29 protein-coding genes and 2 pseudogenes are annotated in these 26468 nt (G+C 43.8%); 18 read left to right on the forward strand and 13 right to left on the reverse strand.

The genetic code is table 11. The annotated features are described in order from the left end of the window. Window positions 1-180 precede the first annotated feature (180 nt). The 3 genes from ASL14_RS28290 to ASL14_RS20305 are packed head-to-tail and all read left to right on the forward strand — an operon-like array spanning window position 181 to window position 1582. Window positions 181-477: a hypothetical protein gene (locus ASL14_RS28290; protein WP_223264060.1), complete on the forward strand. Its 297-nt coding sequence runs from the start codon at window positions 181-183 to the stop codon at window positions 475-477. A 4-nt stretch (window positions 478-481) separates the two neighbouring features. Further along, a complete protein-coding gene (locus ASL14_RS28295; protein WP_237171585.1) occupies window positions 482-799 on the forward strand; it encodes a GH12 family glycosyl hydrolase domain-containing protein in 318 nt (105 codons plus the stop codon). 45 nt (window positions 800-844) lie between these two features. Beyond that, window positions 845-1582, forward strand: coding sequence for a cyclase family protein (locus ASL14_RS20305; protein ID WP_134913225.1), 738 nt, complete (start codon window positions 845-847; stop codon window positions 1580-1582). Window positions 1583-1739: 157 nt separating this feature from the next. Here the strand turns inward: ASL14_RS20305 and ASL14_RS20310 are convergent, their stop codons facing one another. Further along, window positions 1740-2153, reverse strand: a complete 414-nt coding sequence (locus tag ASL14_RS20310) for a DUF4183 domain-containing protein (protein WP_134913226.1) — start codon at window positions 2151-2153, stop codon at window positions 1740-1742. Window positions 2154-2553: 400 nt separating this feature from the next. Here ASL14_RS20310 and ASL14_RS20315 point away from each other — a divergent pair, with 400 nt between their 5' ends. Beyond that, window positions 2554-3228, forward strand: coding sequence for a DUF4183 domain-containing protein (locus ASL14_RS20315; protein ID WP_223264061.1), 675 nt, complete (start codon window positions 2554-2556; stop codon window positions 3226-3228). Window positions 3229-3256: 28 nt separating this feature from the next. On the opposite strand, the gene namA is transcribed toward ASL14_RS20315, so the two are convergent. Continuing rightward, window positions 3257-4264 carry an NADPH dehydrogenase NamA gene (gene namA / locus ASL14_RS20320; RefSeq protein WP_134913227.1) on the reverse strand — a complete coding sequence of 336 codons (1008 nt, stop codon included), beginning with the start codon at window positions 4262-4264 and terminating at the stop codon, window positions 3257-3259. Between the two features lie 237 nt (window positions 4265-4501). Between namA and ASL14_RS20325 the strand changes: the two genes are divergently transcribed. Both ASL14_RS20325 and ASL14_RS20330 read left to right on the forward strand, forming a co-directional pair. Next, a complete protein-coding gene (locus ASL14_RS20325; protein ID WP_134913228.1) occupies window positions 4502-5086 on the forward strand; it encodes a TetR/AcrR family transcriptional regulator in 585 nt (194 codons plus the stop codon). Between the two features lie 76 nt (window positions 5087-5162). Continuing rightward, window positions 5163-5744, forward strand: a complete 582-nt coding sequence (locus ASL14_RS20330; protein WP_134913229.1) for an NAD(P)H-dependent oxidoreductase — start codon at window positions 5163-5165, stop codon at window positions 5742-5744. A gap of 4 nt (window positions 5745-5748) precedes the next feature. Here ASL14_RS20330 and ASL14_RS28300 read toward each other — a convergent pair whose 3' ends face one another. From ASL14_RS28300 to ASL14_RS20340, 3 genes are read right to left on the reverse strand one after another with little or no spacing between them, the layout of a single operon-like run. Next, window positions 5749-6123, reverse strand: coding sequence for a hypothetical protein (locus tag ASL14_RS28300; RefSeq protein ID WP_223264062.1), 375 nt, complete (start codon window positions 6121-6123; stop codon window positions 5749-5751). Window positions 6124-6159: 36 nt separating this feature from the next. After that, entirely contained in the window at window positions 6160-6636 is a 477-nt protein-coding gene (locus ASL14_RS28305) for an NAD-dependent epimerase/dehydratase family protein (protein ID WP_223264063.1), read from the reverse strand. Window positions 6637-6658: 22 nt separating this feature from the next. Beyond that, on the reverse strand, window positions 6659-6922 hold the full coding sequence (locus ASL14_RS20340) for an MFS transporter (protein WP_134913230.1): 264 nt from the start codon (window positions 6920-6922) through the stop codon (window positions 6659-6661). 325 nt (window positions 6923-7247) lie between these two features. Between ASL14_RS20340 and ASL14_RS20345 the strand changes: the two genes are divergently transcribed. Further along, on the forward strand, window positions 7248-7811 hold the full coding sequence (locus ASL14_RS20345) for a GNAT family N-acetyltransferase (RefSeq protein ID WP_134913231.1): 564 nt from the start codon (window positions 7248-7250) through the stop codon (window positions 7809-7811). 213 nt (window positions 7812-8024) lie between these two features. Here ASL14_RS20345 and ASL14_RS20350 read toward each other — a convergent pair. Then, window positions 8025-8168, reverse strand: a pseudogene (locus ASL14_RS20350) (LysE family translocator); the annotation flags it as partial. Between the two features lie 362 nt (window positions 8169-8530). Further along, window positions 8531-9727 carry a glycoside hydrolase family 5 protein gene (locus ASL14_RS20355; RefSeq protein WP_134913232.1) on the reverse strand — a complete coding sequence of 399 codons (1197 nt, stop codon included), beginning with the start codon at window positions 9725-9727 and terminating at the stop codon, window positions 8531-8533. Between the two features lie 217 nt (window positions 9728-9944). Here ASL14_RS20355 and ASL14_RS20360 point away from each other — a divergent pair, with 217 nt between their 5' ends. From ASL14_RS20360 to ASL14_RS29650, 4 genes are all read left to right on the forward strand, one after another. Further along, complete coding sequence (locus ASL14_RS20360; RefSeq protein WP_134913233.1) at window positions 9945-10967, forward strand: substrate-binding domain-containing protein; 1023 nt, start codon at window positions 9945-9947, stop codon at window positions 10965-10967. A 316-nt stretch (window positions 10968-11283) separates the two neighbouring features. Then, entirely contained in the window at window positions 11284-12534 is a 1251-nt protein-coding gene (locus tag ASL14_RS20365; protein WP_044648863.1) for a PTS ascorbate transporter subunit IIC, read from the forward strand. A 74-nt stretch (window positions 12535-12608) separates the two neighbouring features. Continuing rightward, window positions 12609-12950: a cupin domain-containing protein gene (locus ASL14_RS20370; RefSeq protein WP_134913234.1), complete on the forward strand. Its 342-nt coding sequence runs from the start codon at window positions 12609-12611 to the stop codon at window positions 12948-12950. Between the two features lie 293 nt (window positions 12951-13243). After that, window positions 13244-13351: an IS3 family transposase gene (locus ASL14_RS29650; protein WP_134914593.1), complete on the forward strand. Its 108-nt coding sequence runs from the start codon at window positions 13244-13246 to the stop codon at window positions 13349-13351. A gap of 239 nt (window positions 13352-13590) precedes the next feature. Here the strand turns inward: ASL14_RS29650 and ASL14_RS20380 are convergent, their stop codons facing one another. After that, window positions 13591-14529 (reverse strand): helix-turn-helix transcriptional regulator, encoded by a 939-nt coding sequence (locus tag ASL14_RS20380; protein ID WP_134913235.1) that lies wholly within the window; start codon window positions 14527-14529, stop codon window positions 13591-13593. Between the two features lie 121 nt (window positions 14530-14650). On the opposite strand from ASL14_RS20380, the gene ASL14_RS20385 reads away from it, so the two are divergent. Continuing rightward, window positions 14651-15100 carry a VOC family protein gene (locus ASL14_RS20385; protein ID WP_134913236.1) on the forward strand — a complete coding sequence of 150 codons (450 nt, stop codon included), beginning with the start codon at window positions 14651-14653 and terminating at the stop codon, window positions 15098-15100. A 180-nt stretch (window positions 15101-15280) separates the two neighbouring features. Here ASL14_RS20385 and ASL14_RS20390 read toward each other — a convergent pair. Continuing rightward, a pseudogene (locus ASL14_RS20390) lies at window positions 15281-16114 on the reverse strand (helix-turn-helix domain-containing protein). A gap of 36 nt (window positions 16115-16150) precedes the next feature. Between ASL14_RS20390 and ASL14_RS20395 the strand changes: the two are divergent. The 6 genes from ASL14_RS20395 to ASL14_RS20420 all read left to right on the forward strand — a co-directional run bounded on the left by ASL14_RS20395 (window position 16151) and on the right by ASL14_RS20420 (window position 22636). Continuing rightward, window positions 16151-16510: a hypothetical protein gene (locus ASL14_RS20395; protein WP_223264064.1), complete on the forward strand. Its 360-nt coding sequence runs from the start codon at window positions 16151-16153 to the stop codon at window positions 16508-16510. Between the two features lie 237 nt (window positions 16511-16747). Continuing rightward, the gene (locus tag ASL14_RS20400; protein WP_134913237.1) at window positions 16748-18508 is read left to right on the forward strand and encodes a cache domain-containing sensor histidine kinase; all 1761 of its coding nucleotides are present in this window, start codon (window positions 16748-16750) and stop codon (window positions 18506-18508) included. A 2-nt stretch (window positions 18509-18510) separates the two neighbouring features. After that, window positions 18511-19311: a response regulator gene (locus ASL14_RS20405; RefSeq protein WP_134913238.1), complete on the forward strand. Its 801-nt coding sequence runs from the start codon at window positions 18511-18513 to the stop codon at window positions 19309-19311. Window positions 19312-19447: 136 nt separating this feature from the next. Then, a complete protein-coding gene (locus ASL14_RS20410; RefSeq protein ID WP_134913239.1) occupies window positions 19448-20791 on the forward strand; it encodes an extracellular solute-binding protein in 1344 nt (447 codons plus the stop codon). A 26-nt stretch (window positions 20792-20817) separates the two neighbouring features. Further along, window positions 20818-21699, forward strand: coding sequence for a carbohydrate ABC transporter permease (locus ASL14_RS20415; RefSeq protein ID WP_134913240.1), 882 nt, complete (start codon window positions 20818-20820; stop codon window positions 21697-21699). Window positions 21700-21754: 55 nt separating this feature from the next. Beyond that, window positions 21755-22636, forward strand: coding sequence for a carbohydrate ABC transporter permease (locus ASL14_RS20420; RefSeq protein ID WP_013311404.1), 882 nt, complete (start codon window positions 21755-21757; stop codon window positions 22634-22636). Window positions 22637-23606: 970 nt separating this feature from the next. On the opposite strand, the gene ASL14_RS20430 is transcribed toward ASL14_RS20420, so the two are convergent. The 4 genes from ASL14_RS20430 to ASL14_RS20450 form a co-directional block, all read right to left on the reverse strand. Beyond that, entirely contained in the window at window positions 23607-23966 is a 360-nt protein-coding gene (locus ASL14_RS20430; RefSeq protein ID WP_134913241.1) for a putative zinc-binding protein, read from the reverse strand. Between the two features lie 185 nt (window positions 23967-24151). Next, window positions 24152-24433, reverse strand: coding sequence for a hypothetical protein (locus ASL14_RS20435; RefSeq protein ID WP_223264065.1), 282 nt, complete (start codon window positions 24431-24433; stop codon window positions 24152-24154). Then, window positions 24430-25386, reverse strand: a complete 957-nt coding sequence (locus tag ASL14_RS20440) for an IS30 family transposase (RefSeq protein WP_134913242.1) — start codon at window positions 25384-25386, stop codon at window positions 24430-24432. Before ASL14_RS20440 ends, ASL14_RS20435 begins: the two co-directional genes overlap by 4 nt. Window positions 25387-26001: 615 nt before the next feature. Then, complete coding sequence (locus tag ASL14_RS20450; RefSeq protein ID WP_134913243.1) at window positions 26002-26439, reverse strand: hypothetical protein; 438 nt, start codon at window positions 26437-26439, stop codon at window positions 26002-26004. Between the last annotated feature and the right edge of the window lie 29 nt (window positions 26440-26468).

Here is a 26468-nt window from a genome sequence, read left to right on the forward strand (position 1 = left end):
ATCCTCGCTTTCCGTGGAAAAATACTGGGAAGCCAACAAACTTCATGCTATAATCGAAATTGGTAAATATAACAAAATTGAGCATGTTTACCACAACACTAGCAATAGGTCTTACACTAAACAAATGGAGGTGAGCATGGATTAGTTGAGAATGTTAACGATTTCAACCCAAGAGTCATTTTGCAGGTTCAAGGCTGGACACAAAGTATTTTCCATAACAGTGACAGCAATTTGGGCTGGAGCTGGAATTGGCCGAGTAATACCTCATCCGTCAAAGGTTATCCTTCCGTCGTCAGTGGATGGCATTGGACAGCGGATTATACACCAGGCAGCGGGTTACCCGCACGTCTGTGGGATAATAAAAACATGAACACCAGTGTGAACTATCCCATTAAGGCTAACAGGACCTACAACGCTGCTTATGATGTGTGGTTCCACGAAACGGACAAAGCGAGCTGGGACAACTCCGACCGATGAATTGATGATTTGGCTGAATAATACGAATGCCCGTCCGGCTGGAACTTATGTGGAAACCGTCTCCCTTGCGGGAAGCAACTGGGATGTGTACAAAGGCTGGATTGATGCAGGCAGTGGTAAGGGCTGGAACGTGTTTTCCTTTGTGAGAAAGTCCAATACGAATAGCGCGTTGTTCAATATCAAAAATTTTACCGACTATATGATCTATACGAAAAAATGGATGAGTAACGCGAAATTCGTCAGCAGCGTGGAATTCGGTACTGAAATTTTCGGCGGTAGCGGCTCTATCAATATCAACAAATGGAATGTTAACGTACAATAAATATCAAAACAATTCTTATAATATAGCTGAGGAGGAATGGGCATCATGGCAGAGCACTTAGCAGATATCTTGAAGTTATTGAAGCAAAAAGAGTGGGTGGATTTGTCCCACGCCTTTTATCCTGAAATTCCTCATTTTCCGGTATTCGATAATGTTCAGGTTGACACGCTGTTTACTCATGACGATGGTTTTTTTGTGAAGCAATACTGTTTTCCGGGGCAGTATGGCACGCATATTGACGCACCAGTTCATTTTGTGAAGGGCAAACGATATTTGCATGAGCTTTCCTTGAAGGAGCTGGTTCTGCCGCTGGTCGTTATTGACCGTTCAGTAGCCGTAGCCGCTAATCCCGACTACGAGCTTACGGTTGCCGACATTGTGGCTTTTGAGAAGGAGCATGGACGAATTGTCGATCAAGCTTTTGTAGCCTTTCGCAGTGATTGGAGCAAGCGTTGGCCTGATTCGGAGGCCTTTTCGAACAAGGATGCAACGGGAGACGCACACTGCCCGGGCTGGTCACTGGAAGCGTTGCGCTTTTTGGTAGAAGAGCGGAATGTTGCTGCCATCGGACATGAAACGCTGGATACCGATTCCTCCGTGGCTTATCGCAAAGCAGGCAAGCTGGTAGGGGAATATTACATATTGGAACAGGATCGTTATCAGGTTGAGGTGCTGACGAATTTAGACAAGCTGCCTCCGACGGGTGCTGTCATTTATAATATCGTACCGAGCATTCAGGATTCCCCCGGATTTCCGGTGCGTTCGTTTGCTATTTTGCCTTAATCATTTGATACCGGGTTGTTTGAATACGATTATACAATCATCTTGAGCATAAAAGACCGGTTCAGATATATCTGAACCGGTCTTTTATGGTTTATTCGGGGTAGTGAACAGTATGCTTGATTGCTCAGTCCAGCTTGAATCTAAATAGTGGAATAGCTTAAGTGATAATAGTGACGGTAGGAGCAGAGATGGTAGGCTGTGTTGTGATGGTGGAGGTCGTGCCGCTAAAGTCTGATATTTCTATGACAACTGGAACACCCGGTGTAATATCCACGGAGGCAATGACCAGACTTGCTGTGCTTAGGGTGAATAAGGAGCTCTGCTGAATAACTCCGTTAATATAATAATTAGAAGAATCCGTAGCTGTTAATGTTGGCAAAGCAACCACTGGAGCATCAGCGTCATCTACAAAGCTTGCAGCAGGAACGGTTGTTGTTGTAGCTCCGATCATCCCGGCTGTAATCGTTGCAAAAAAACGAGTCACGGCTGGGGTAATGGTCGTAGTTACGGCACCACCAGAGGCTACGGGGGCAGTAGCTACTGCTGTATACACAGGTTTTATAATTGGCATAGGGCTCATCTCCTTTCTTGGATGGTTTGAACCATGCAATGGCTCATAATCAATAAATGAGTGTGATCCAGATTCGGAAACGGCATATTAACCTTTATGTTAACAATTAGGGTGGATGAAGGAAGCCCTATTTTTCCGCAAATATGGATGGAAGCGGTTGCCTGATAGCTGTCTGTTACAAATGCCTAAAACCCTACAGGATGATGTGCATACAATATCATAGAAATGAGAAAAGGAGGTGTAAACGGCTGGTATGGGCAAACGCGCTTCATCACGAAGAAGGCATGGAAAGCGAACCGCACTTTGCAGATTCATCAGACGTAAGAAATGTAAAGCAAGTTTTAAATTCAGACGGAGAAGAAAGACGAGGTTACATTTCAAAAAACATCCGAAGCTGACTATGCATCGGCAGCATAGTAGCGTTCCTGCCAAACGGCGCAGAAGATTGAACCTGACGGGAAAGCAAGGTATGCCGGGTTCGGTAGGGCAGCAGGGTAAGTCCGGCCTGGCAGGAGGGCAAGGCGTAACCGGCTCGCCGGGTGTGCAAGGTCCACCAGGACTGACAGGTGCACAAGGCATTCCGGGTTTGGCAGGAGCGCAGGGTGTACCCGGAGCAGCGGGAGCACCTGGAACTCCGGGCCCGGTAGGTGCAGGGATATCAGGAGCGACAGGTGCAACGGGCATACAGGGCCCGACAGGAACACAGGGAGTATCCGGCTCAACGGGAGTGCAGGGTGTAACAGGTCCTTCCGGTCCAGCATTCGACATTGCAGATATTGAAATTGTTCCTACCGCTGAACGGTATTTTTATTTTGCCCCCGATGATATTCAATCTTCGGTCACGATCAGGGTGGATCAATTCTCTGTTGATGGAGTCCAAGAGGCTTCTCCGCTATTTAATGTCGGAAGTAACAGCTATGCCAATTTGTATATTAACGGGATGATACAAGAAAGCACTCTGTATAGCCTGACGCCTTCTTCGGTGACGATTCATCTCGACGAAGGAGAAACGATTTACTCCGGTACACCTATCATTGTGGAAACTGTCCAATTTAGGGCGCGATACAGTGCGTAATATAGCACGCTATACGATGTACAGTTATTCAAAACCAGAACTGGTTATATGGCGCTGGTCCTTCCATGCGGACACCGAGTTGTTCGGCTGCCTGTCTGGGCCAGAATGGATTACGCAGTAGTTCCCGTCCTACCGCCACCAGATCAGCCCGACCGTTACGCAAAATTTCCTCTGCCTGAATCCCGTGAGTGATCAGTCCTACGGCAGCAGTCGGAATATCAGCAGCCTGACGAATGGCCTCCGAGTACGGCACTTGATAGCCCGGATACACGCTCGGCACGTCCGGCAATACACCGCCAGTGCTGACATCGATCAAATCTACACCTTGTGCTTTCATATAGTGGGCATATTGAATGGAATCCTGTAATCCATTGCCTAGTGGGCTATATTCGTCAGCGGAAATCCTCACAAACAACGGGCCGCTCCACACCAAGCGAATCTCATCAATAATCTCCCGCAAAAATTGATAACGTCGCTCTTCCGAGCCACCGTATGCATCTTCCCGTTGATTGGTATACTTGGACAAAAAATCGTTAATCAGATATCCGTGTGCCGCATGTAGCTCAATGACGTCTATTCCAGCTTGCGAAGCCCGCTTGGCGGCTTCCTTGAAGGCAAGCACAAGGTTATGAATTTCTTCAATGGACAGCGCATGGGTCGCCCGTTCGCGGTGAGGCAAACCAGAGGCAGATACAGCTGTTTCCTGAGGCAATGAGCCTTTGCGCCCGACGTGCCAGAGCTGGAGGCCAGCTTTGGAGCCTTGATCATGGATGGCTTGTACGACTTTTTGCAGCGGGGTAATGTGCTCGTCGCTCCATAAGCCGAGGCTACCCGAATCTTTCCCCTGCGGGGTAACCGCATGTACCTCAAGCATGACCAGTCCCACCTGTCCAAGCGCCCGAGCGCCGTAATGTAGCGTATGCCAATCGGTTGCTTTTCCATCTTCTTTGGCTGAAACTGTACCCATGGGTGACATCATAATCCGGTTTTTAAGCTCTATATTACGAATTTGAAGCGGCTGAAATAATAAGCTCATTGGATTCACTCCTCTTTATTCACGGTTTAGAACATCCGTTTTTTATTTGGTTACATATCTATTTTAAATTAATAAAATGAGATGATACACATAAAATTTAATGTTTTAACCATTTTAACTTATAAAATAATGTTATTTTTTTATATTAACAATGAATTTTAAGGTTGGGATATGGATACAGGAAGAGCTGCATAAATATCATTTGCAATTTAGTTAGTTATCACTTACTATATGCTTATGAACAAGAAAACACATGTAGATAGCAAGAAGAAGGATATTATGCAAGCAGCTATGCGCTTATTTGCGACCAAAGGCATCGACGGCATTTCTGTCAAAGAAATCGGAGAGGCTGCCGGTGTGACGGATGCCGCGATTTATAAGCATTTTAAGAGTAAAGATGCGATGGCCTTGGAAGTATTCGGGCAGTATTGCAACAGCTACACTACGTTGATTGACTTCTATCGCAAGCAGAGCGGGAGCTTCATTAGCCGTTTTCATCAATTGGTGGACGAGGTGCTTGTGATGCACGATAAAGATCAGTATGGTCTGCTTCTGTTATCACAGCATCATGAGCTATATGTGGAGGCAAGCCAAAGCTCGAATGTCCGGGAGCCGCTAGAGGCGTTAGTCGAATTTATTGAGCAGGGGATTCGGCACGGAGAACTGCCCAAGCAGGATGCCCAGCTATCCGGTGTGCTCATTATTGGAGCCATTACACGCTTGTCCGTGTCCAGTCTGGAGGGTGAATTGCCCCAGCAGCTTATTCCGTTTGCAACGGAGGTCAAGGAACGTTTAACCGCTTTATTAAGTCAAGGTCAGTAGTGACCTTTTCTTTTTAAATATAAAGTTAGTGTTTTCTAACTAAAAAAATAAAATATGAGGGTAGGAAGTGGCTCGAATGTCTAAAAAGATATTGGTTATTCAGGGAAATCCGGTCGTTGGCAGTTATGGAGAAGCGCTGGCTCAATCCTATGTAAAAGGAGCGGAGGCTGCGGGGGCTGAGGTGCGTTTATTGCAGTTGTCCGCGTTGGACTTTAATCCTAATCTGTTAGGTGGATATCGCAATAAATTGCCGCTGGAACCGGACTTAATCAAGGCTCAGGAATCCATTAAGTGGGCGGAGCATCTGGTTTTCGTTTTTCCGATCTGGTGGGGGAGCTTGCCTGCATTAATGAAGGGTTTCATTGACCGTACCTTTATGCCGGGATTTGCGTTTAAGTATCAAAAAGGAAAGCCTATGCCTGATAAGCTCTTAAAAGGCAGAACGGCCCGCCTCATCACAACGATGGACGGACCGCACTGGTATTACCGATTTTTCCAGGGTCAGCCTGGGCATCGAATGATGAAGGATTCCACGCTGCATTTATGCGGTGTCAAACCGGTGCATTCTACTGCGATTGACCTCATGAATAAGAAAACTGATCAACAGCGCAACGATTGGCTGAGCAAGGTCGAGCAGCTAGGACGAAGCATGAGCTAAGTTTTCATGATGAAGGGATCAGTTTCTGATTTTTGAACTGGGCGAACAGATCGAGAAATACGGTTTCGCTGTCGGCAACTTCGTGAAAACCAAATTGTTTTATTTTTGTCGTATCAGTGATCACATCATATTCACTTCCCCATATTAAATCGCCAAATGGCCAAGCGGCTACTTTTTCATAAGGGGTAGGCTGTAGATCATATTTTTGTACCATTGGATCCCAGGTTTCCTTTTGTAGTGGCATCATGTCAGATAATGAAATGGTTTGCACAGGGGCAGTATCCATTCCGAAACATTCGGCAAATTTGGGCCATATATGTTCCCATCTGAAGACATCCCCAATCAGCATGGCGAGGTTCATCGGATTCCCTATGGACAATCCAGCGACCACATCAGGTCTGAGTATCGTCCAAGATCATCCTTTTCCTTTTTGGTGCGTTCGCAAGAAATCTTCTTGATTATAGTAAAAGTTTGGAGGAAGGTGACGAGGAGCACTTTCCTTGGCCGGGGTTTTAAACTTCCCCAGATGAGAACCGTACACCTTGGCTCCTTGCATCAAAATAACTCTTTGCAGAGAACCGGATTTTTCTTCCACGGCATTTACAACATGCTCTAGCATACTTGTATTTACTTCTATTAGTTCTTTGGAGAGAGCCGGAAAGTTCTGATAGGCTGCATAAAAGATATGAGTTACCTCTGGTATCTCCCTTAATTTTTCCTGAATGTCTACCTCATTTAACAGATCCATACTTACATATCGTTCTGGATGCTGGTCTGGAATCGTTCTGGCAATCCCGATGGCGTCCCAATCCTCCAATTGACTGATATGCTCCAAAATATAACTCCCAATAATCCCAGTCGCGCCTACGACAAGTGCTACTTTTTTGGACATGATACATGCTCCTTTCGGGATATCAAACGACGCAGGTTTCCTGTTTCTTCGAGTTCTTATCTTTAACATCCCCATGCCAGCTCCATAGTGTGACGATGAGGCCCAGCAGTGTAACCACAGCGGCTACCCAGGGAAGAGATTGAAGCCCCAATGGACTTTCCAGCACTATCCCGCCAAGCCATGCACCCATTGCACCCCCGAGGTTAAAAGCACCGATATTGAGTGCGGACGCCAGATTGGGAGCGAATTTGGCTTTGTCCAGCACACGCATCTGAAATCCGGGCACGGTGCCAAATGCGGCAAATCCCCAGACAAAAATCGTAATGACGGTTGCCCAAGGGCTGTGGCTTGTAAATGTAAAGAGTCCCAGTTGTCCAAAGAAAATAAAGTATTGGACTCGTTACGTCCCATAAGCTACTATGAAAGAATGAATTAAACTTTCATACACTGTGGTGCAACGTAGGATGCATGAATGGCTAACGGGCAGTTTAGTGCGAACTTGTTCAGGAAGGAAAACACAGACCCGATCTGGAATTTATTTAAATATTATCTTAGGAGGACTAGGCTTATCTCCTTATAACCAATGTATACAAAACTAGGTGGGTGTTCATATGGAAGATGTGTTCAATGCGCTACCAGTCTTAGAGACCAATCGACTTAAACTAAGAAAGATAACATTAGAAGATGCAGAGGATATGTATTATTACTGTTCTAATGAGGAAGTACCGAAGTACGCTTCTTGGAATCCTTACAAAACAATCACAGAAACAAAAGAGGCGATTGAGCGAGTACTTATCCAGTGGAATAATAAGAGCTTGGTTCATTGGGGTATTGAATATAAAGAAAATAGTAGGTTGATTGGTACAATAGAGTTCGCCACATGGGATAGACAGCATAAAATTGCCGAAATTGGATATGCCTTATCACCGGATTATTGGGGAAAGGGTATCGCAACGGAAGCCGTAAGAAAAGTTATTAAATTCGGTTTTACCAATATGGACTTGGTTCGTATTCAAGCAAAATGCTATTTAGAAAATATCGGTTCTGCACGAGTTATGGAAAAGGCGGAAATGTCATTAGAAGGAATTATTAGAAAGGGGCTCTTCATAAAAGGGAGACATCAGGATTTAAAAATGTACTCCATACTAAAGGATGAGTTTCAATCTATATGCTGAACTAAATTTAGTTTGATACACCCATAAGAACAAGCCAGTCGATCCAACTAACGGGACACGATAGTTCAATGAAACAGCGACAGTCTAGGACTTTATTTTCTTGTCCTTGGATGTCGCTGTTTCAATTTCTAGGATCAGTCTAGTACTTATTATATGGAGTCTGTCGGCTTGGCGATTCGAAAAGCCGCGTGGAATAAAGACATCCAGTCTAATAATGATACCGAAAACAGAATACACACCGGCTTTTCTCCCCTGTGCAATGCTTTCCCCAATTATATACATTGTGTCTGCACCAGGAATTAGATTTAGGAGGATTCCAGTAAGCAAAAATACTTCATAATTTATGATTCCAAACATTTTGTGAGCACCACCTCTTCATTATGAAATACATTAAAAAACCGCTTTTCACCCCTCCATAGGTCTGGCATGACCTGATTCCTGAAGGAGGGAAAGCGGCTTTTACAATGAGTATACTACGTAGTTACTCAAAAATTCACGATAATCAGCAAAAAACATGGGCAGTCTGCCAGAAAGCTACACACTCAGCGGCGTAATGGTCTCCAGTAAGTGCTACGGCCAGAAACATCAGCACCGAATCCAATCCTAAAAATGTGGTCATTCGTTAACACATGCTTCCGAAATCGTACTGATTTCGACCTCCTGTGTCAAATGCCCAAAGGATGGGCCGTTGTCATACACCCGCGGAGCAGGCGACAGGCTTATTCGGCTGCTGCTTTCGCTTGCTCCGCTGCTACGAAGGTTACAGGCTTCATAATCCGGCTCAGCATATCCTGCTTCGGACGATTCCAGGTAACCCAGTCATCCAGCAGCAGACCGCCTGTGTCGCCGCTATTCGGATTCAGGGACCAGTACGTAAAGTACAGGTTGTTGGCACGAATATAGTCTACGAGTGCATTTTGCCATTTGCCCTCAGTAGTAGACAAATCAACATTACGACCGCCGAATTCACCGACCAGCACCGGAGCTATGTTTTGCTTGCTGATGTAGCCCCAGGTTTGATCCCAGATCGCTGGCAGGTTGGAAGGGAAGGCCGGGTCGTTGAACCATGGCTGCGAAGACACACCAGGGCCGTAATCATGTGGAGAATATACGACACGGTTCGGTACATCCAGCACGACAGGATAGTTGGCTACACCTGTCAGGTTGCCACCCCACCAGTATTGGCTATTGTTGCCTTGTACATTGTGGTCTACACCTTCTACGAGAATCAGCCAATTCGGATTCACGGACAGAATCGCATTCCCTGCACGTTGTGCCGCCAGACGCCAGTCTGTGGAGGCATTGCCTGTACCCCAGCTTGCTTGACCGTGTGGCTCGTTGTGCAAATCCGCACCAATGACGGTTGGGTTGTTTTTATAACGTTCAGCTAACATTTTCCAGTCACTAATCCAGCGAGTCTCAGGGTACTGGGACGTGTACCACAGCTCGGATTGTCCACCTGAGCCTGGACGGTGACGGTCAAGGATAATCTGAATACCGCGTTGTCCAGCTTTTTCGATCAGCTTGTCCATGATTTGAATCGGAGTTAATCCGACCAGATCAGGGTTTTTGTGATAATCAATACTGTCTGGACGGGAACTGGAATCGAATAACTGGTTGCTGTAAGGCAGACGGATGAGATTGTAGCCTTCTTTCTTCACCTGATCAAGCATGTCGTCCATTGAGCGGCTCCACAGTCCATGCAAGGTGTAATTAGGGGTTTCCAGACCGAACCAGTTCAGGCCGTTAAATGCCGCCTCTTTCCCGGATTCGTCTACAATCTTGTTTCCTTGGGTGTGATAATATCCTTTCACACTGGCTGCATCTGCCGAAGTGGGAGTATAGCCATACAGTGTGAAGCCCATTACGAGGGAGGCAATGACGAAAAATGTTTTTTTCAATCCTTTTTTCTTCATAATTCTGCTTCCTCCTTTATTTAAAAGAAATTGTAACCGATTACATTCTCATTTTATGTTCAAATCTTCCGTCAAACAAGTTCATAAAATTCGTATATTTCTAAGATTTCTGTACAAGAAGGTATATAATAAAGTGAAATACACTTTACATACAGGTTGCAGAATTATATTTGAAAATTAATACGCCTGACATGCAGAAAAAGAAAGGAGGGTAATTATGGTGACAACGATGAAGGAAGTTGCAGAACGTGCCGGGGTGTCGAAGAGTACAGTTTCGCAGTTTCTGCAAAAGAGGTACAACTATATGAGTGAAAACACCAAGAAGAAGATCGAGCAAGCGATTGAGGATCTCAGTTATATACCTAATGAGGTGGCACGTAGTCTCAAGCAGAAGAAGACCTTCATTGTGGGGGTTATTTCTTCAACCATTTTATCGAGATTTACAACAGAAGTCGTGCGTGCCATTGAAGATGAATGCCAACTGGAAAATGTCCAGGTCATTGTCTGCAATACCGATGATGATTCGCTCAAAGAGAAAAAGTATGTCCAGTCGATGATTGCTCGGCAAGTGGATGGACTTATCATTTTCCCGACGGAAGAGAACAAGAAATTATATGTTTCCCTTGTCAAAAATGGCTATCCTTTCGTGTTTGTGGACCGAAAAATCGATGAAATCAGCGTAGACACAGTGCTGTTGAATAATGAAAAGGCCAGCGAGCTTGCGGTTGAAGCACTCATTGAGCATGGTCATAACAACATTGGGATTATCACGTTCCCCTTAGGCAAAAAAGCGATCACTACACGAAGTGAGCGGCTGTCAGGTTATCGAAATACGTTGGGCAAACATGACATACCAGTGAATGAAAACTATATCAAAAGCGGCAGGTTGGATGAAATGCCTAATCTTATTGGAGAACTATTCCACATGAAGAACCCGCCCACTGCAATTATTGCTACGAATGACATGATTTTGGAGCAGGTGCTGATTTATGCAAAAAATAACCATCTGACCATACCTAATGACTTTTCCTTGATTGGCATAGATGATGTATCCTTTGCGTCTTTTTATAATCCGCCGATCACTACCGTTTCCCAGCCGAGCTTTGAAATGGGGAAAAGAAGTGCGAGGCTGCTGCTGGAGAAAATCGATCAAAAAGAGCAGAATTATGAGGAGATGTCAGAAATCATCCGATTGAATCCGGCCATTAACCACAGAGAATCTGTCCAAAAATTGAACTGAATAATTTGAATAAGTCTTTTTTTTGAAAACGTTTTTATGAATTCTATTGTAAAAAGAAAATAAAGAGCTATAATAATCCTATGATTCGAGTCATGAATACCTTTTCATTTCTTTATCTACCTGATTTTAGTGATGATAGCGATTTAAGAGAGGGGAGGAATGAATCTAAAACGAATAATTTATGGATTCAATTGTGATATAATTCACAAAAAATAATTCTGCTTTTTTTTACATTCCCGGAAGGGAAATTTTTTTCAAGTATTACTAAATCGATTTAGTAAGAGTGAAAATTAATAAAAGAAAGTCGGAGATCACTATGGAAATGTTTATGAGTATTATCAGGGAGCCATCCATCATTATCGCGATTGTGACATTACTCGGCCTTATATTCCAGAGGAAGAAAGTATCAGAGATCATTACGGGAACTACCCTTTCTTTTATGGGTTTCACCATGATCAAGGTCGGCGGCGGCATTTTAGGTGGCGTTCTCACCAACTTCAGCCAAATTTTTTCTTATGCGTTCAAACTTAAAGGTGTCGTACCAAGCAATGAAGCCATCATGGCACTGACCATTGATCAGATCGGGGCGGATGCTGCGCTCATTCTGCTCTTTTCCATGATTCTTAACATCGTGCTTGCGCGCCTGACCAAGTTCAAGTACATTTATTTGTCTCTTCACTTGATTTTGTTCATGAGCTTTGCCGCTACAGCCGTTATGAAAGGTCTGGGTCTCAGTTCGCTGACTACGATCATCGTCGGTTCTTTGGTAATCGGGAGCTATATGGCAGTGTTTCCTTACCTGCTCCGGAATGCCAGCAAAAACATTATCAAATCTGATGAATATACGATTGCTCATGCTTCCATGACCTCTTACATTCTCGGCACCTATTTAGGAAAAGTTTTTGGCAACCGTGAAAATGACACCGAAAACGTAAAAATTAATGACCGCATCAGTTTTTTGCGCGACCCCAATGTTGCAACGACCTTGACGATGCTTGTGCTTTTACTGGTATCCGGACTGGTTGCTGGTTCTGATTATGTCAGCAAATTATCTGATGGCAAAGAATACATCGTCTTCATCCTCGAACAGTCAGCTATTTTTGCTGCCGGCTTGTATATCGCAAAAGCAGGTGTTAAGCTGTTCACGACTGAAATTGTACCCGCTTTCAAAGGGTTCTCCCAAGTGTTCGCACCTGGAGCAATCCCTGGTGTGGATGTTCTGGTACTGTTCGACAAATCACCCAATTCCGCGTTGGTAGGCTTCTTGGTCAGCTTCTTCACAGGCGTTGCCTGCGTCTTTCTTTTCCCGCTTGTCGGATTGCCTGTCATTGTGCCGGGGATCATGGCCTGCTTCCTCGCTGGTGGTGCAGCCGCGATATTCGGCAATTCCAGCGGTGGTTTCAGAGGGGCTGTCATTTCCAGTTGTCTTAATGGATTCTTGCTCTGTCTGCTGCCGGCCCTCACCTTGCCGCTCTTTTCTTTTTTGGGTGCCGAAGGGGTGACATTCGCTGATCCCGACTTTACTACCCTTTCCGGAGTACTGTGGCTTATTTTCCGCTGGTTTTAAACTAAATCGATTTATGAAGTTTTTTAAAATAACTCATCTCACTAATTTGTGTTCTAAATGAGGAGGAATTATCCATGTTTTTTAACGACCAAGATATTCAAATTGATATCGTTGACAGTAATACCACCCGGAAAGTGCTGGCCCACAGCGACCAACTTATGTATGTCAAAGTGATGTTTGCTAAAGCCCAAACAGGGGAGATCCCGTTGCATAAGCATGTCCATGAACAAGTCACTTATGTAATAAAGGGAAGTTTTAAGTTCATGATTGATAATGGCGAAACAAAGGAAGTCCAGACCGTCAAAGAAGGAGACAGCATCCATTTTCCATCCGATACTCTTCATGGCTGTATCCCACTGGAGGACGGCGGTATTCTGCTAGATGCATTTACACCAGCACGTGCAGATTTCATGTAAATTCCCTTACTAAATACGGTGTATCTATTGAGTATGTCGAAAAAATGATTGATGGACAGGAAGAGTAAAAGAAAGGGATACTCCCAATGCGAGCATCCCTTTTTTGTATTCGTCTACCCAGTGATATACCCTGTTTCAAGTAAAGGAAAAACTATTAGTGATGTTAGACTAAAAAGTGGACACCGAGAAGCGAGAATATGAGAATAAAACCAAATTCATTCGAGGTGTCCACATGAGTATAAAATATGACAAAGCGTTTAAAATTTTGACCGTTCAAATAGGACTTGCATTGAATCGTTTCACAGCATTTTTCCGAGTATATTACCTGCTTTTACAACGGTGTCCGAATCCATTCTTCTTTAGGTTATGTATCCCCGAACCAGTATGCAAATGCAGCCTAAGGATTTCTCGTTTCAATGTGTCCATTTTATTGACAGCGCAACGAGGAATCGGATTAAGGATAGCCGGATCGCAATAGGGAAACGAATGAATATAGAGAAAAAACAGGAGAAAAAAAGCAAATGATGCCGAAGAATTATGTAGCTATTTTGTCCATCGGCATCGATGGTAGTTTATAATTTCGTGCCTCCAGTTTTGTATGGTTCGCAAACAAAAGAAAGCGATCGGATCGCAGGCTGATTTATAATTTTTGATAGTGATTTAAGAGATTCTCTATTCTATCTTGAATAATTTGTTTTAATGATTCAGGCTTCACTGATATAACACAATTACCATATCTCATAAAATAGTTAGCTATAAACTCCTCTTCTCCTGGATTATAGAATCCCTTAATGACTGTTTTATGACCATTTTCTATTTTCATAGAAGGATAATGTTCTTTATAAAAAATATCCTTTGCTTGTTCTAAAATCTCTACTTCGAAGTCAATACTCTTCTCAGATTGATAAATTTCTAATGAACGACTAATGAGTTCATCTATAGAAAAGTGAGATTTGATTTCCTCTTCTTCTATAAAGGTTATTCGATCACATCTGAAAACTCTATATTTATTCGTATTTAACTCTATTCCAGTAGCGTACCATTGACCAAACTTAGCGGAAATTTTGAAAAATTGAACATGGTAACTTTTTTTCTGGTTATTTTTTAAATACTGAAGCTTACAGTTACTCTCATTAAGAATGCTTTTTAGAATTTTATCTAAAAAACGACTAACATTATTGTGCTGATATATTTCAAATTGTAGAACTTTTTTCATTTTGTGAATCTGCTTAATCTGTATTTTAGAAAGACAGTGTTCAAACTTTTCATTTAGTTTATTAACACTTAAATGAAATGGTGTTGATTGATAAGATTCTAACGTCAACATGGCAAAGTACAGAGCATACACTTCATCTATAGTAAAAATAATGGGGGACAACAATCTATTTTTTAAGATACCATATCGTCCATGTCTGCCATGTTCCGAAAAAATAGGCATACCTAATTGTTCTAATGAACTAATATCACGTAGAGCTGTACTTTTTGAAATATTGTATTTATCCATTAGGTCATTTAAATTAAAGAACTCTCGACTGTTTAAGTATCTGATCATGTCATTTAATCTTTCTGATTTGTTCATATAAATCTCCTTATAAAGGTGTCATGTTTTGATACCTTTATATATGATAATGAGTTCAAGGTAATATATCAAATGTATAAGATATCTGCCTAAAATCATGATATAAAAGGAGATTGATACCATGAGCACAAATTTAGAAATAGCTATTTTCTTATCAATGAACGGAAAGGCAAAAGAAGCTATAAATTTTTACAAAAACCATTTTAGCGCAAAGGAATTGTTACTTGTTACCTATCAAGATATAGCAAAACGTGACAGCTCAATACAGCTTACTGAGGAAAATAAGAATTATATTTCTCACTCTGTCTTATTAATCGGAAGAACAAAAGTAATGGTAGCAGAAGATACAATGAATATGAGTGAAGAATATACAGTTGGTAATAACACTTCATTATGTATTCAAAGTGCTGAATTAGAAGAAATTGAACATTTTTATAATAGCTTAATTACAGATGATCGAGTGAAAATCATTGTTCCTTTATCTAGTAATGTGTTTAGCAAAGCATACGGTATTATAGAAGACCCGTTCGGTATTCAAATACAATTAATGTTTGATGATAGATTACAATAAAAAATTAGCATGTTCCATGTTTCATAATGCAATCTGTATTCTGAAATTTTTATGTTACTGAGATATACTATCGTAGAATTACTGCTGTTTTATTTTTTTAGTGCGGAAGTATAATGTGTTGGCGGAAATAGTAAAGAGGGGCAGCGAGCCCCTCTTTTTGTGCTTAAAATAGTAGCATGTTTAGCCTGACGAGATTACCTTTTGTGCAATAACTTTTGTCATTGCATGTTTGTGAGGAATACCTGAAGAATTGCAGTCGAAAACAACTTCTGAATTGTCTTTAATAAACCAGTCGTGATAGTGTGCAAGCAACTCACCAGAGTACCACTTAAACGCGTTGGGTTCTTTTTCGGGAGGTGGTGCAATAAACGGCTTATTTACAAACACGTTAAAAACATGTAAACCATTTTGGTTTGTAAACTGCTTATAATTATTATCAAATATTTCTTTACGAAAGTCAGGCTTTATGTAATGCAAAACACCACTTGAAAATAGAATGTCGAATGATTATCTAAACGATAATCTAAAATGTCTGCCCTAAACACATTAACGTGAACACCTATTTTATCAGCCAGTCTTTTGGTTTTCTCAATGCCTGCGTCCGAAACGTCAAATGCAGTGACATCATATCCATTTCTTGCAAAAAACACTGCATCTTTTCCCTCGCCACAGCCAATATCCAACAATTTTAAATGTTTAGTAGGCGGAATAAATTGTAAAACCTGATAACATACTTTATTGGGTTCAGTACCCCAGTAATATTCTTGTGTTTTATATTCTTTCTCATAAATACTAATCGGTCTGTCCTGCGAGATATACCCAAGGAGTTTGTCAATGTTAACTTTCTAAGGTTCTCGATAGCTGAGGTAATAACGATATATCAGGCATTGTCTGAGCATTTTCCCACTTGGATACTGCTTGAAAAGAAAGCCCTAGTATTTGTGCAAGCTCTTCTTGTGTAAGTCCTCTCTCTTTGCGGTATATGCTTATGTTTCTTGCTAATTTTTCCTTCATAAATTCTCACGCTCCTTCATGTAATCCAACAAGACTATGCTGGAGCAGGAAGACTGTGATGGAGTTGTCGTGATTGCACAAGCGACGGGCGCCGTACTGATGGTCGGCTTCATAAAGCTGGCGGCGGTTCATATGGTCGATCTGGTACGTTATTTGTTCGGAGAAGTCGCCCAGGTCACCGGTTTTGCGAACGCGGATGAAGTGAACACAACTGATCGTTTACAAGTCGGAGAGTCACACAGAACTCCCTTGGAATCACTTGCGGAAAACGATACAGTTCTGACACCGTCTGCCTCGGCGATGTCGGGCGGATACTGTGATTTGTACTTGCGCGGTTTTGTTGGTGAAATCGCTCATTTTATGAACTGCTGCCAAGAAGGACGGACGGTACCTTAGTTTAGTGCTTTGAAAGAAGCTTATTGTTATGGCGTGTATTATCGAACGTAATCTATCCAGAGAGTACCCTCATTTTTTCGATTACCCTACGACCTTCCTATTTCATATCATTCCTGTCCATTTTGATTAATCTCTGCTGAAAATACGCCAATAAAGACGAACGATGCGATAGAATGGAGAAATAGAAAGCGTTATCATTACCATTTTTTGTTGCGATGGTCCAGGGAGAGAAGGCATATGCGTTCAAGGTTCCAACCACTAAACACATTGCGTAATCAGATTTTTATCGGCTTTATATTGGTAATGCTCATTATGATGAGTGTGGCGGGGGCGTTCATTTATCTCAATGTGTCTCACCTGTTAAAAGACAGTGCTGAGCGACATATTGGTCAGACCGCGGTACAAGCAAGCGGTAGGATGGATGCATTAATCGGCCAGATGGACAGCTTGACGGAGCAGGTCGCTAATCACCCGTCTATTCAGCATATTTTGCTGAAGGAGCGCAACGGGGGTAAGGTGAATTTTGGACAGCGTCAATCACTACTGCAAGTGATGCATAGCTATCAGGCATATATGCCGAGTGTCGGCTCGCTGGAGCTGTATACCGCCGAAGGGAAGATGTTGTTTCCGATTAGGGAGGGCAGTCTGGAGGACCGTATCGGACAGGCGGACATCCGGGAAGCGAATCAGATGAAAGGAAGATTAGTCTGGATCGGCATTGATCCCGAAGACCCCCGGTCGCTGCTGGCGATTCGGCAGGTGAGCCTGGTGGATCGCTGGTTTTCACGCGGAGGATATCTGATTACCCGCATGGAGCGAAGTTATTTCAGGCTGAGTGATGCGTCAGCGGTCAATGAAGAAGCGGATGAAACCATGTTGCTTGTAGATCGTCAGGGCCAACTGCTGTCGGGTGAACCTTTGAACCAGACGGATTTGTCAGGTGTACTGCACAGCAAGACACAAACTGTTCATATTGGAGAGCGGGAATATGTGAAGGCGATTCAGCAATCCGAGCGAACCGGCTGGTCGCTGCTGATCCTGATTCCGGTTAGCGTCGTCACAGACGGAATTACGGTTTTACGGACTACACTTATCATTTCCGCGTCTCTTGGTGCCGTGCTATTCCTGTTCATGTCCTTTATGTTGTCTACGTTGATTACAAGACCGATAGGTCACTTGATTCAGGCGATGCGCCGTTCACGGGAAGGGGCATTGGCCCTGAATCCAGAACCGGCAGCAGCGGTCGAGCTGCGAGAATTGAACGCAGAGTACAACACGATGATTGTCGATATCAATGAATTGATCCGTGTTATTTGCGAGAAGGAGGTTTTACAAAGCCAGACCGAGCTTAAAGCTCTGCAGGCGCAGATCAATCCGCATTTTCTTTTTAATACGCTGGATGCTTTCAACTGGTCACTACAGGAGAAGGGAGAGGAGGAGCTTGCCGGGCTGATGGTGTCCATGTCGCGGCTGTTTCGTTATGTTATCGAACCGGCTCACCATGACTCTTGGGTGACCCTCGGGGAAGAAATGGCGCAAATCCGTCGTTATCTGGAACTGATGGAGATGCGTCTGGGTGAACGTCTGAGCTGGCAAATTCATATGCCTTCGGAGGCAGCCCAAATTCCGCTTCCTAAACTGCTGATCCAGCCTATTCTAGAAAATTCCATTTTGCATGGTGTCGAAAATCGCATCGGCAATGGTCGCGTTGAAATCAGTGTCACTCCTTCGACCAGATCGGGTTGGACCAAGATCGCGGTCATAGATAACGGACCTGGAATGACACTGGAAGAACTTGCAGCTGTGCGTACAGCGTTGATGGGGGGATCAGTCTGCCAGAGCAAGGGAACCGGTATGGGACTAGTGAATGTGCAGCGCAGGCTCGCGCTCTATTATGACAACGAATCTTATCCAACGGACGGTGTGCTGATACATAGTGCTGAGCAGGAAGGAACTGTGGTCGCTTTTGAAATTCCTGATGAATATGGAGGGCGGTAGGAATGAGTGTTTCATCCAAAACCATTGTCATTGTAGACGATGAACAGCGAACACGTCAGGGGATACACCAGACACTGGAGCAATGGGCTGCCGGGAAATACCGGATTGTGACATTCGGTAATGGTTTGGAAGCATTAAATATACTGCGAGTGGAGACGGTTCATCTGTTGATTACGGATGTCCGGTTGCCGGAATTCAGTGGTCTGGATTTAATCCGCTCTCTGGAACGGGATTCACGACGACCAGCGATCATTGTCATCTCGGGTTATGCGGAGTTTGATTATGTCCAGCAGGCTCTTCGTCTGGGAGCCGTCAATTATTTGCTCAAACCGATTGATAAGCAGGAGCTGCTGAATGCGGTAAATGAAGCGCTTCGGCTGGAAGAGGAGCGGCAGCGGTACGAGAAGCTGGACAAGCTGGCTGACCCTGTTCTGCTAGAGCTTGATCTCCAGGCGGCTACTCTTAGTGATCCGGTACGACGTGCCTTCACCTATATGGCGGAGCATCTTCACGAATCCTTTACGATGGCGCAGACTGCCGCGCATTCACACCTGAATGCGAGCTATTTTAGTGTTTTGTTCAAGGAGCAAAGTGGTTTGTCCTTCAGCGAATATCTGCATCGGCTGCGGATCCAACGGGCCAAGGAGCTGCTGCTGCATACCCAGTTGACGATTGCCCAAATCGGCGAGCGTTCAGGCTACCGGACAGATAAATATTTTATTAAAGTATTCAAAGCGACCGAGGGAGTAAGTCCTAGCCGCTACAGGCAGCAGATGCGTACAGGTCCCGAGAATATCGACTGACAGTATAGGCAGATCAAACCCAATAAAAGTGGAATTATACCCAATGAGCGTACCCTGTTGGAAGCAGGAATAGAGTGCTAAACTTACAAATGATAACGGTTACAAAAAATATAATTATAATAACGGAGGTCTAACGATGTCCAACGAGTATGGTTTACGTAAGCGCTCACATCAAAAATGGTTTGCTGGGTTGACCCTGCTGCTGTCATTCATGCTGGTGCTATCCGGTTGCGGTGTTGGCAAGGATGGTCAAGGCGGTTCCAGTGGAGAAGGGGGAAAGGTTACACTCAAAATGATGCACCTGTGGCCAGAGGGAAGCTCGGCACAGCAGAGCAAGCTTGTAACTCAGATTATAGATCAATACCAAAAGGATCATCCGAATGTCGTCATTCAGCAGGAAGTGCTGGAAAATGAACAATATAAAAACAAACTCAAAGTGCTGTCAGCTTCCAATGAATTGCCGGATATCGGCATCACCTGGGCAGCGGGCTTTATGGAGCCTTACGTTAAAGGTGGATTATTTACGCCGATGGATGACCTGTTGAATGGTTCCAAGCTGAAGGACAAATTCGTACCGGGAACGACCGAAGCTTATGCGCTGAATGGCAAAACGTATGCGCTTCCGATTGAATTGAACATTACACCTATTTATTACAACAAAGCCATATTCCAAAAATACAACTTGAAGGTACCTGCGACATTTGACGAGTTTAAGCAGGTTGTGAAAACACTTACGGATCATGGAGTAGCACCGATTGCACTGGGCAATAAAGACCGCTGGACCGGCTCGCTCTGGTATATGTATCTGGCGGACCGTATAGCAGGTAACGAAACGCTGAAAAAAGCGATTGACGGCTCAGGATCGTTCGATGACCCTGGTTTAATTCAGGCGGCCTCCGAAATCCAGACGCTTGTGGATATGAATGCCTTTAACAAAGGATTTAACGGCTTGTCCAATGATGAGGGAAAATCCGAATTTATGAACGACAAGGCAGCTATGTATTTGATGGCTACTTGGGAATTGCCGAATTTTACGACCAATCCCGCAATCCCGCAAGCATTTAAAGATCAAATCGGCTTCTTTAAATTCCCGATGGTTGCAGGCGGCAAGGGCAACGAGAACAGTTGGGTAGGAGGTCCGGGAGTAGGCTTGTACGTTTCGGAAAATTCCAAGGTGAAAGAAGAGGCCAAAGCGTTCGTTGAATACTTCGTAGTCAAATGGGGAGAGCAATCGGTCACACAGGCAGGCGTTATTCCGGCGACGAAAGTGGACACCTCCAAAGAAAATTTGCCCAAGCTGTATGTCGATTTGCTGAACGGACTGAATCAAGCCAGCAGCATTACATTGTTCGCCGATGTACAGATGAAGCCGAATGCAGCACAGGTACATTTGAATATGATTCAGGCGTTGTTTGGTAAAGCGGTGACACCGCAACAATTTGCCGACCAGCATAAGGCTGCCATCGAGAAAGGAAATTGAAATTGACCACCTAAGGAGGTCCGACCGTGGAAAAGGTCATGTCCAATAAGCTTGTCATTGCTCTATATGTATTGCCTTCTCTGCTGCTGTTATTCGCCATAATATATGTACCCATAGTACTGACCGGCTATTACGGCCTGAATCAGTGGAATGGAATCGGCCCTATGACTTTTGTGGGGCTGGACAATTATCAACATTTGTTCACAGACAAAGCGTTCTGGCAAAGTGCTTGGCATTCGCTGCTGTTGGCCTTGTTTTCAGGCATCAGTCTGATCGGTTATCTGGTCATTGCGATGATTTTGTCAGGGAAAATCAAGGGAGCGAATCTGCTGCGGAAAATTTATCTGATCCCAATGCTATTGTCTTCTGTAGCGATCGCACAGCTGTGGCTCAAAATATATCATCCAACGAACGGAGTGCTCAATTCCTTACTGGTGTCGGTCGGAGTTCACAACCCGCCTGAATGGTTAGCTAATCCGTCTCTGGTGCTGGTTGCCTTGTTCATCCCGATTATTTGGCAATATGCAGGCTTTTATATCCTGATCTATTATGCTGGGCTGAAAAACATCCCCGAAACGCTGATGGAGGCTGCACGGATCGACGGGGCCAGTGCCTGGCAGATTGCGACTCGTATCAAATTGCCCCTGCTGCGCGAGGTGATTAACGTTACGATCATATTATCCATTGTCGGCTCGCTCAAATATTTTGATCTCATCTACGTTATGACGGACGGTGGACCGAATGGAGCCAGTGAAGTGATGGCCTCTTACATGTACCACCAGGCATTCCGCAGCTTTGATTTTGGATACGGAAGCGCTACAGCCTTTGCCCTGCTGCTCATATGTCTGATCGCTACGTGGCTGATCCGCAAGGTTACTGCTACTAGTGACACCATCCAGTATTCATAATGCAGTCATGCAAATAGATGAGGGTAATAAAGGACAGGGAGAGGGAGGAACGGATATGAAAACCCAGGCAGCCGCCAACTATCCGCTAGGAGTCGCTACCCGCGGCAAAATGTTAACTCGGGTCGGTTATGCCGCTTTGTATATCATTTTAATCATCTTGGCGGTGACGCAGCTTTTACCGCTGGTGTGGCTGATGCTGTTCTCACTTAAAAATAATCAGGAAGTGTTTAACCTTCCGCCGTTTGCACTCCCGTCCCAGCCGCATTGGGAGAACTATATGAATGTGTGGACCAGCGGTAATATCGGGCGGTATTTCTTCAATAGTGTGTGGATTACGGTCATATCCGTGGCGCTGACGGTGCTGCTGGCCAGCTTTGTAACCTTTGCCATTACGCGTATGCGGTGGAAAGGAAGTCAGCTGGTTCTCGGGCTATTTATGGTCGGACTAATGATTCCAGTCCATTCCACCTTGATTCCGTTGTTCAGTATGTTTCTCAAACTGCATTTAACAGATACTTCACTCTCCATCATCCTGTCGTATGTTGCTTTTAATCTGCCGACAACGATGATGATCTTGCTGGGCTTCTATTACGCCTTGCCCCGTGAAGTGGAAGAAGCGGCCGTTATGGACGGCTGCTCCGTCAACCGGATGTTCTTCCGAATCGTGCTGCCCATGACAACCCCTGTCATGGCAACGACATCTATTATTAACATGATCTATAACTGGAATGAGTTTATTTTCGTCAATACGTTCATCAGCTCGGACGAAAACAAAACGCTAACCGTTGGCGTTCAGAACTTCATTGGACAATATACGACCGACTGGGGAGCTATCGGAGCTACGTTGATGATCAGCATTTTGCCCATTTTGCTCGTGTTCCTCATCATGAGTGACCGGATTGTGGAAGGGATCGCAGCCGGGTCCGTTAAGGGGTAAAACAAATTCCCCTGATTAGAAGAGCACCCCCTAGTGAGACATTGGATCAAACCTCTTGGTTTGTCCGATGAATGCTAGGGGGTGCATTTTTATGCGAGTTTAGTTTGAGTTGAAGGGAAATACATGTGTAAAAGACATGATTGCTACAACTAGAATGTTGATGCTCATGGACCTTAGTAAAAAATAATTGGTGAGCAAACAAAAAGATATAAGACAATGTTAATTTGGATTGATCCATTTGAGTGAATAGTTGCTCATCTTCTGGTGAATTTGTAGCTTGTTGTTCACTGGCTAGTTCTAATTGATAAAATCGCTGGAGTAATATTTCAAAATAAAGTGGTGGTCAAATGAACGGGGAGTTGTACCTTTAAATAGTAAGAACATTGTGAACTACTTACCAGACTTGTATGATTGGAGTCTTACTGAAACTGCAAAAGAGCAACATACTTGCCGACCCATAAACGAACTACCTCCATATAACAATTATAAAGAAAATGTGCTGAAGAGGCTTGAGAGTGGGCTATTAGAGCTCCAAATTCTTTAGGATTTTTATATCCAATGATTAAACTGGGAGTAAAAAATACTGGATAGAAAAAAGGGTGTAGTGAAACCCAGTATTGTCAACATTAGATCATGCGGGCAATCCTAAAAAGGAAAGCAACTGGTCCCCAAATATGTAATATTGCAACAGTTTGTATGCTGTACGTCATTATTGATAAAAAGAATGTTCCATAAAGTCCCTCCTTAAAGTATTTGTCTATGTATTATGATATGAAGTAAAGTCGACAAAATAATCATATCAAAAAGATGTTTTGCTGTATAAAAATAATACTGGTGGCCCTTAAAGATGTGTTAGGAGCCACCAGTAAAAACTAATTTACGATATTGTTACATAATAAGAGCCAGCTATACTTTTATTGTATACTGACCAACACCTTGAAGAAATTAAAATAAAGGTGAGCCATCAGAATCATTGTCCAATTTGTTCTAAGATTTGTGTGTAAGCATTTCTATAATGATCGGGGTTAGGATCTTCTCCTATTATTTTGGGTACGTCAAAGTCAGACAGCAGGAAATGGTGTTTGGGTTGAACCTCATGCCTTGCTAAGCAACTCTTGCAACAGGACAAGGGACAGCCATCAATTGCAATGATGTCACGTCCCGATTTTGCTGTTCTGACAAGCGGCTTGACATCACCACCAACACCAGCAATGCAGGACATTTCAGCGACTTTTTCTCGATCCATTTTTATAGCGATCATGTTAGCGGTTTGTGCTGCGGAGGAACATCCAGAACATGAATAGACAAGAGGTAAATCAGTTCTTTTCATCTTTGTACACTTCCTTGTTTTTTCTTTGTGATCAATTACGGCATTTTTGAAGATGAAACAAATTTAAATTGTTTGTATTTTAACTTAAATTTACAGGTTAGACCGTGATAATGGTCACGATAACATTTTTGCAAAATCTATTATAGGGCTAACTGTGTGTATACAAATCAGCCAGATCCCCATGTTTAACTTATTTTTTCTAATAGAGAATTAGCCTTATCAAAATATAAATCTGGAGCGTCATCCTTAATCACCATTAAAATTTCTTTGATTGTCTGTTTAGTCGAACCTTCTAGTTTCTCCAAAGCTTTACCGTAAGAAATTACTAAATCTTTTGAATTTAAAAGTGTCCGGTGGATTCTCTCTGCCCAAAATTCTGCAGGGGGCAACATCTTGGAAGTACCCAAAGCCAATTTGTATAAACCCTCTTCTAAATCATTACGTTTTGCAATATGACGGATTGTCAAGCCAAGTGCGACAGTTCCTGTGTGAAAGATTCGTGAGCGGTTTTCCACCCCAGACATTTTCGGGGGCGATGGTTGATTAAATCAAGCGAACGCTCCAATGCCACATCGGATACTTGGGCAAAGTCCGTACCTTTGGGAAAGCACTCTCGAAGCAAGCCGTTCGCATTCTCATTCGACCCTCTTTGCCAGGAAGAGTATGGGTCAGCAAAGTAGATCTGCACGTCATGTGTGGTTTCCAGGTTTGCATAACAGGCGAATTCTTTTCCTCGATCTGCAGTTGCGGTTTGAAACGCCCCAGCAGGGTACTGAGAAGCCGCTACGCCAAAGGCAATCTCCATCGACAATGCCGTGCGATCAGGCATTTGAACCGCGGTGTACAGACGGGTTTTCCGTTCAATGAAGGTCGCCACGCAGCCTTTGCTTTTCCCACGACCAGACACCACCGTATCTAGCTCCCAGTGTCCAAAGGTGTCCCGGGAACGCACCTCCTTGGGGCGTTCGGAAATCGACTTACCCACGGCAAACTTCCCTCGTTTTTCAGCGGGCTGCTGCCGTTTTCCTTTGTGCCGTAGCACCTTCACGTCCGCTCGGGCCAGGCGGCCTGCATAGAGCCAGCGATAGATGGTTTTGCAGCACACGGTGGGCTGGCCTTCTGTTCTAAAACGCTCCACGATCTGCTCAGGTGACCAAGTCGCATGCAACTTCTCTTCGAGCTCTACCGCTTGTTCCTCTGTCCATTTGCCTTGAGGTACAGAGGCTCTACGGCGCTGCTCGTAAGCATGTTGGGAGCGCTGTGCATTGTAGGACGCTAGCTCAGCATTCCGACGGATTTCTCGGCAAATGGTCGCATGATGTCGCCCCAGCTCCTCAGCGATGGCTCTTGAACTTTTCCCCTGCTGATGCAGGATTTCTAGCTTGCTTCGTTCGATTATGCTAAGATGTGTGTAGCTCATGGTGGATTCTCCTTGTGTGAATGTGGGTGTAGGAACTTTCATTCTACACGAATCCGGCCATGGGCCCTTTTTTATTTATTTCCAGCAGGTGTCGCACTTCATATTACAATCCGTCATATAAAAATAAGTGTTTGTTAAGTTGTTTTGTGCCTAGCTTGTTGCATTATACGATCTGCTTTTAAAATGTAAACCTAAAAAATCTTAGGTTAATGCGATCAATAGGCAAACGAATATTTGTGGGTTGTATGACAGGAAGGATCAATCGAATCCCGTCTTTTACTCCTTCCATATAGATGGATTGTTTATCCTGGCTTAGCTGATCGCCTATGGCTTCTTCCCATTCCGATAGCAGACGCTGAGTATCTTCGTTTTGGTTGGTTTTGAATTGATCCATTTGAGTAAATAGACTTTTGTCCTCTGGTTAATTTGAAGCCTGTTGTTCGCTGGCGAGTTCTAATTGATAAAATCGTTGGCGTAATGCTTCTTGAAACCAATCTGGCCAATTTAACATAGTACATTTTCCCTCCCATGGTTTGAGTGTGTGTATGTTAACTCTGATGGGGAGGGATAGCAAGTTATTGTTTTTGTGGAGGGATGTCTACTATAGAGGCATTTCTATTTGTGCATTCTGGCGAAGCTCTCGGCTAATCGTGGCAGGATGCCTGGGCAATGACCCTTGCACTTTTTCTCTGCTGATACGGTTTGGGGCAACGTCACAACGAGAAAAGACGCACGGTATGTATATACCTGCGCCTTGCTCGCGTGTAGCATTATCAAGAATCTTTGATAATGCTTGGTTGGGCTTTCTGATATAAAACAGTTTACAATCAACCAAGAAGCGATAAAAAGATTCGAAAAAAATTTTTTTTCAAACCCAAGCTGGGCAGAACTTTTATCTCTCGTTAACGGATTGTTGACTCGTTCCAAAGCCGCACTTATTAGAGACTTGGCAGAATCCTTGTCTGCAAACACATTGTTCATGCGTGTACGGGCTTCTTTAGCACCATAACGAAGCATCAAGTTGTATTCCATCTCCATATGCCGTGCCAACAAGGAGGAACCTGCAATTTTACCATCAGCAT

Origin of the sequence: Paenibacillus sp. IHB B 3084, from assembly GCF_001447315.1 — a bacterium.
GTDB lineage: Bacteria > Bacillota > Bacilli > Paenibacillales > Paenibacillaceae > Paenibacillus.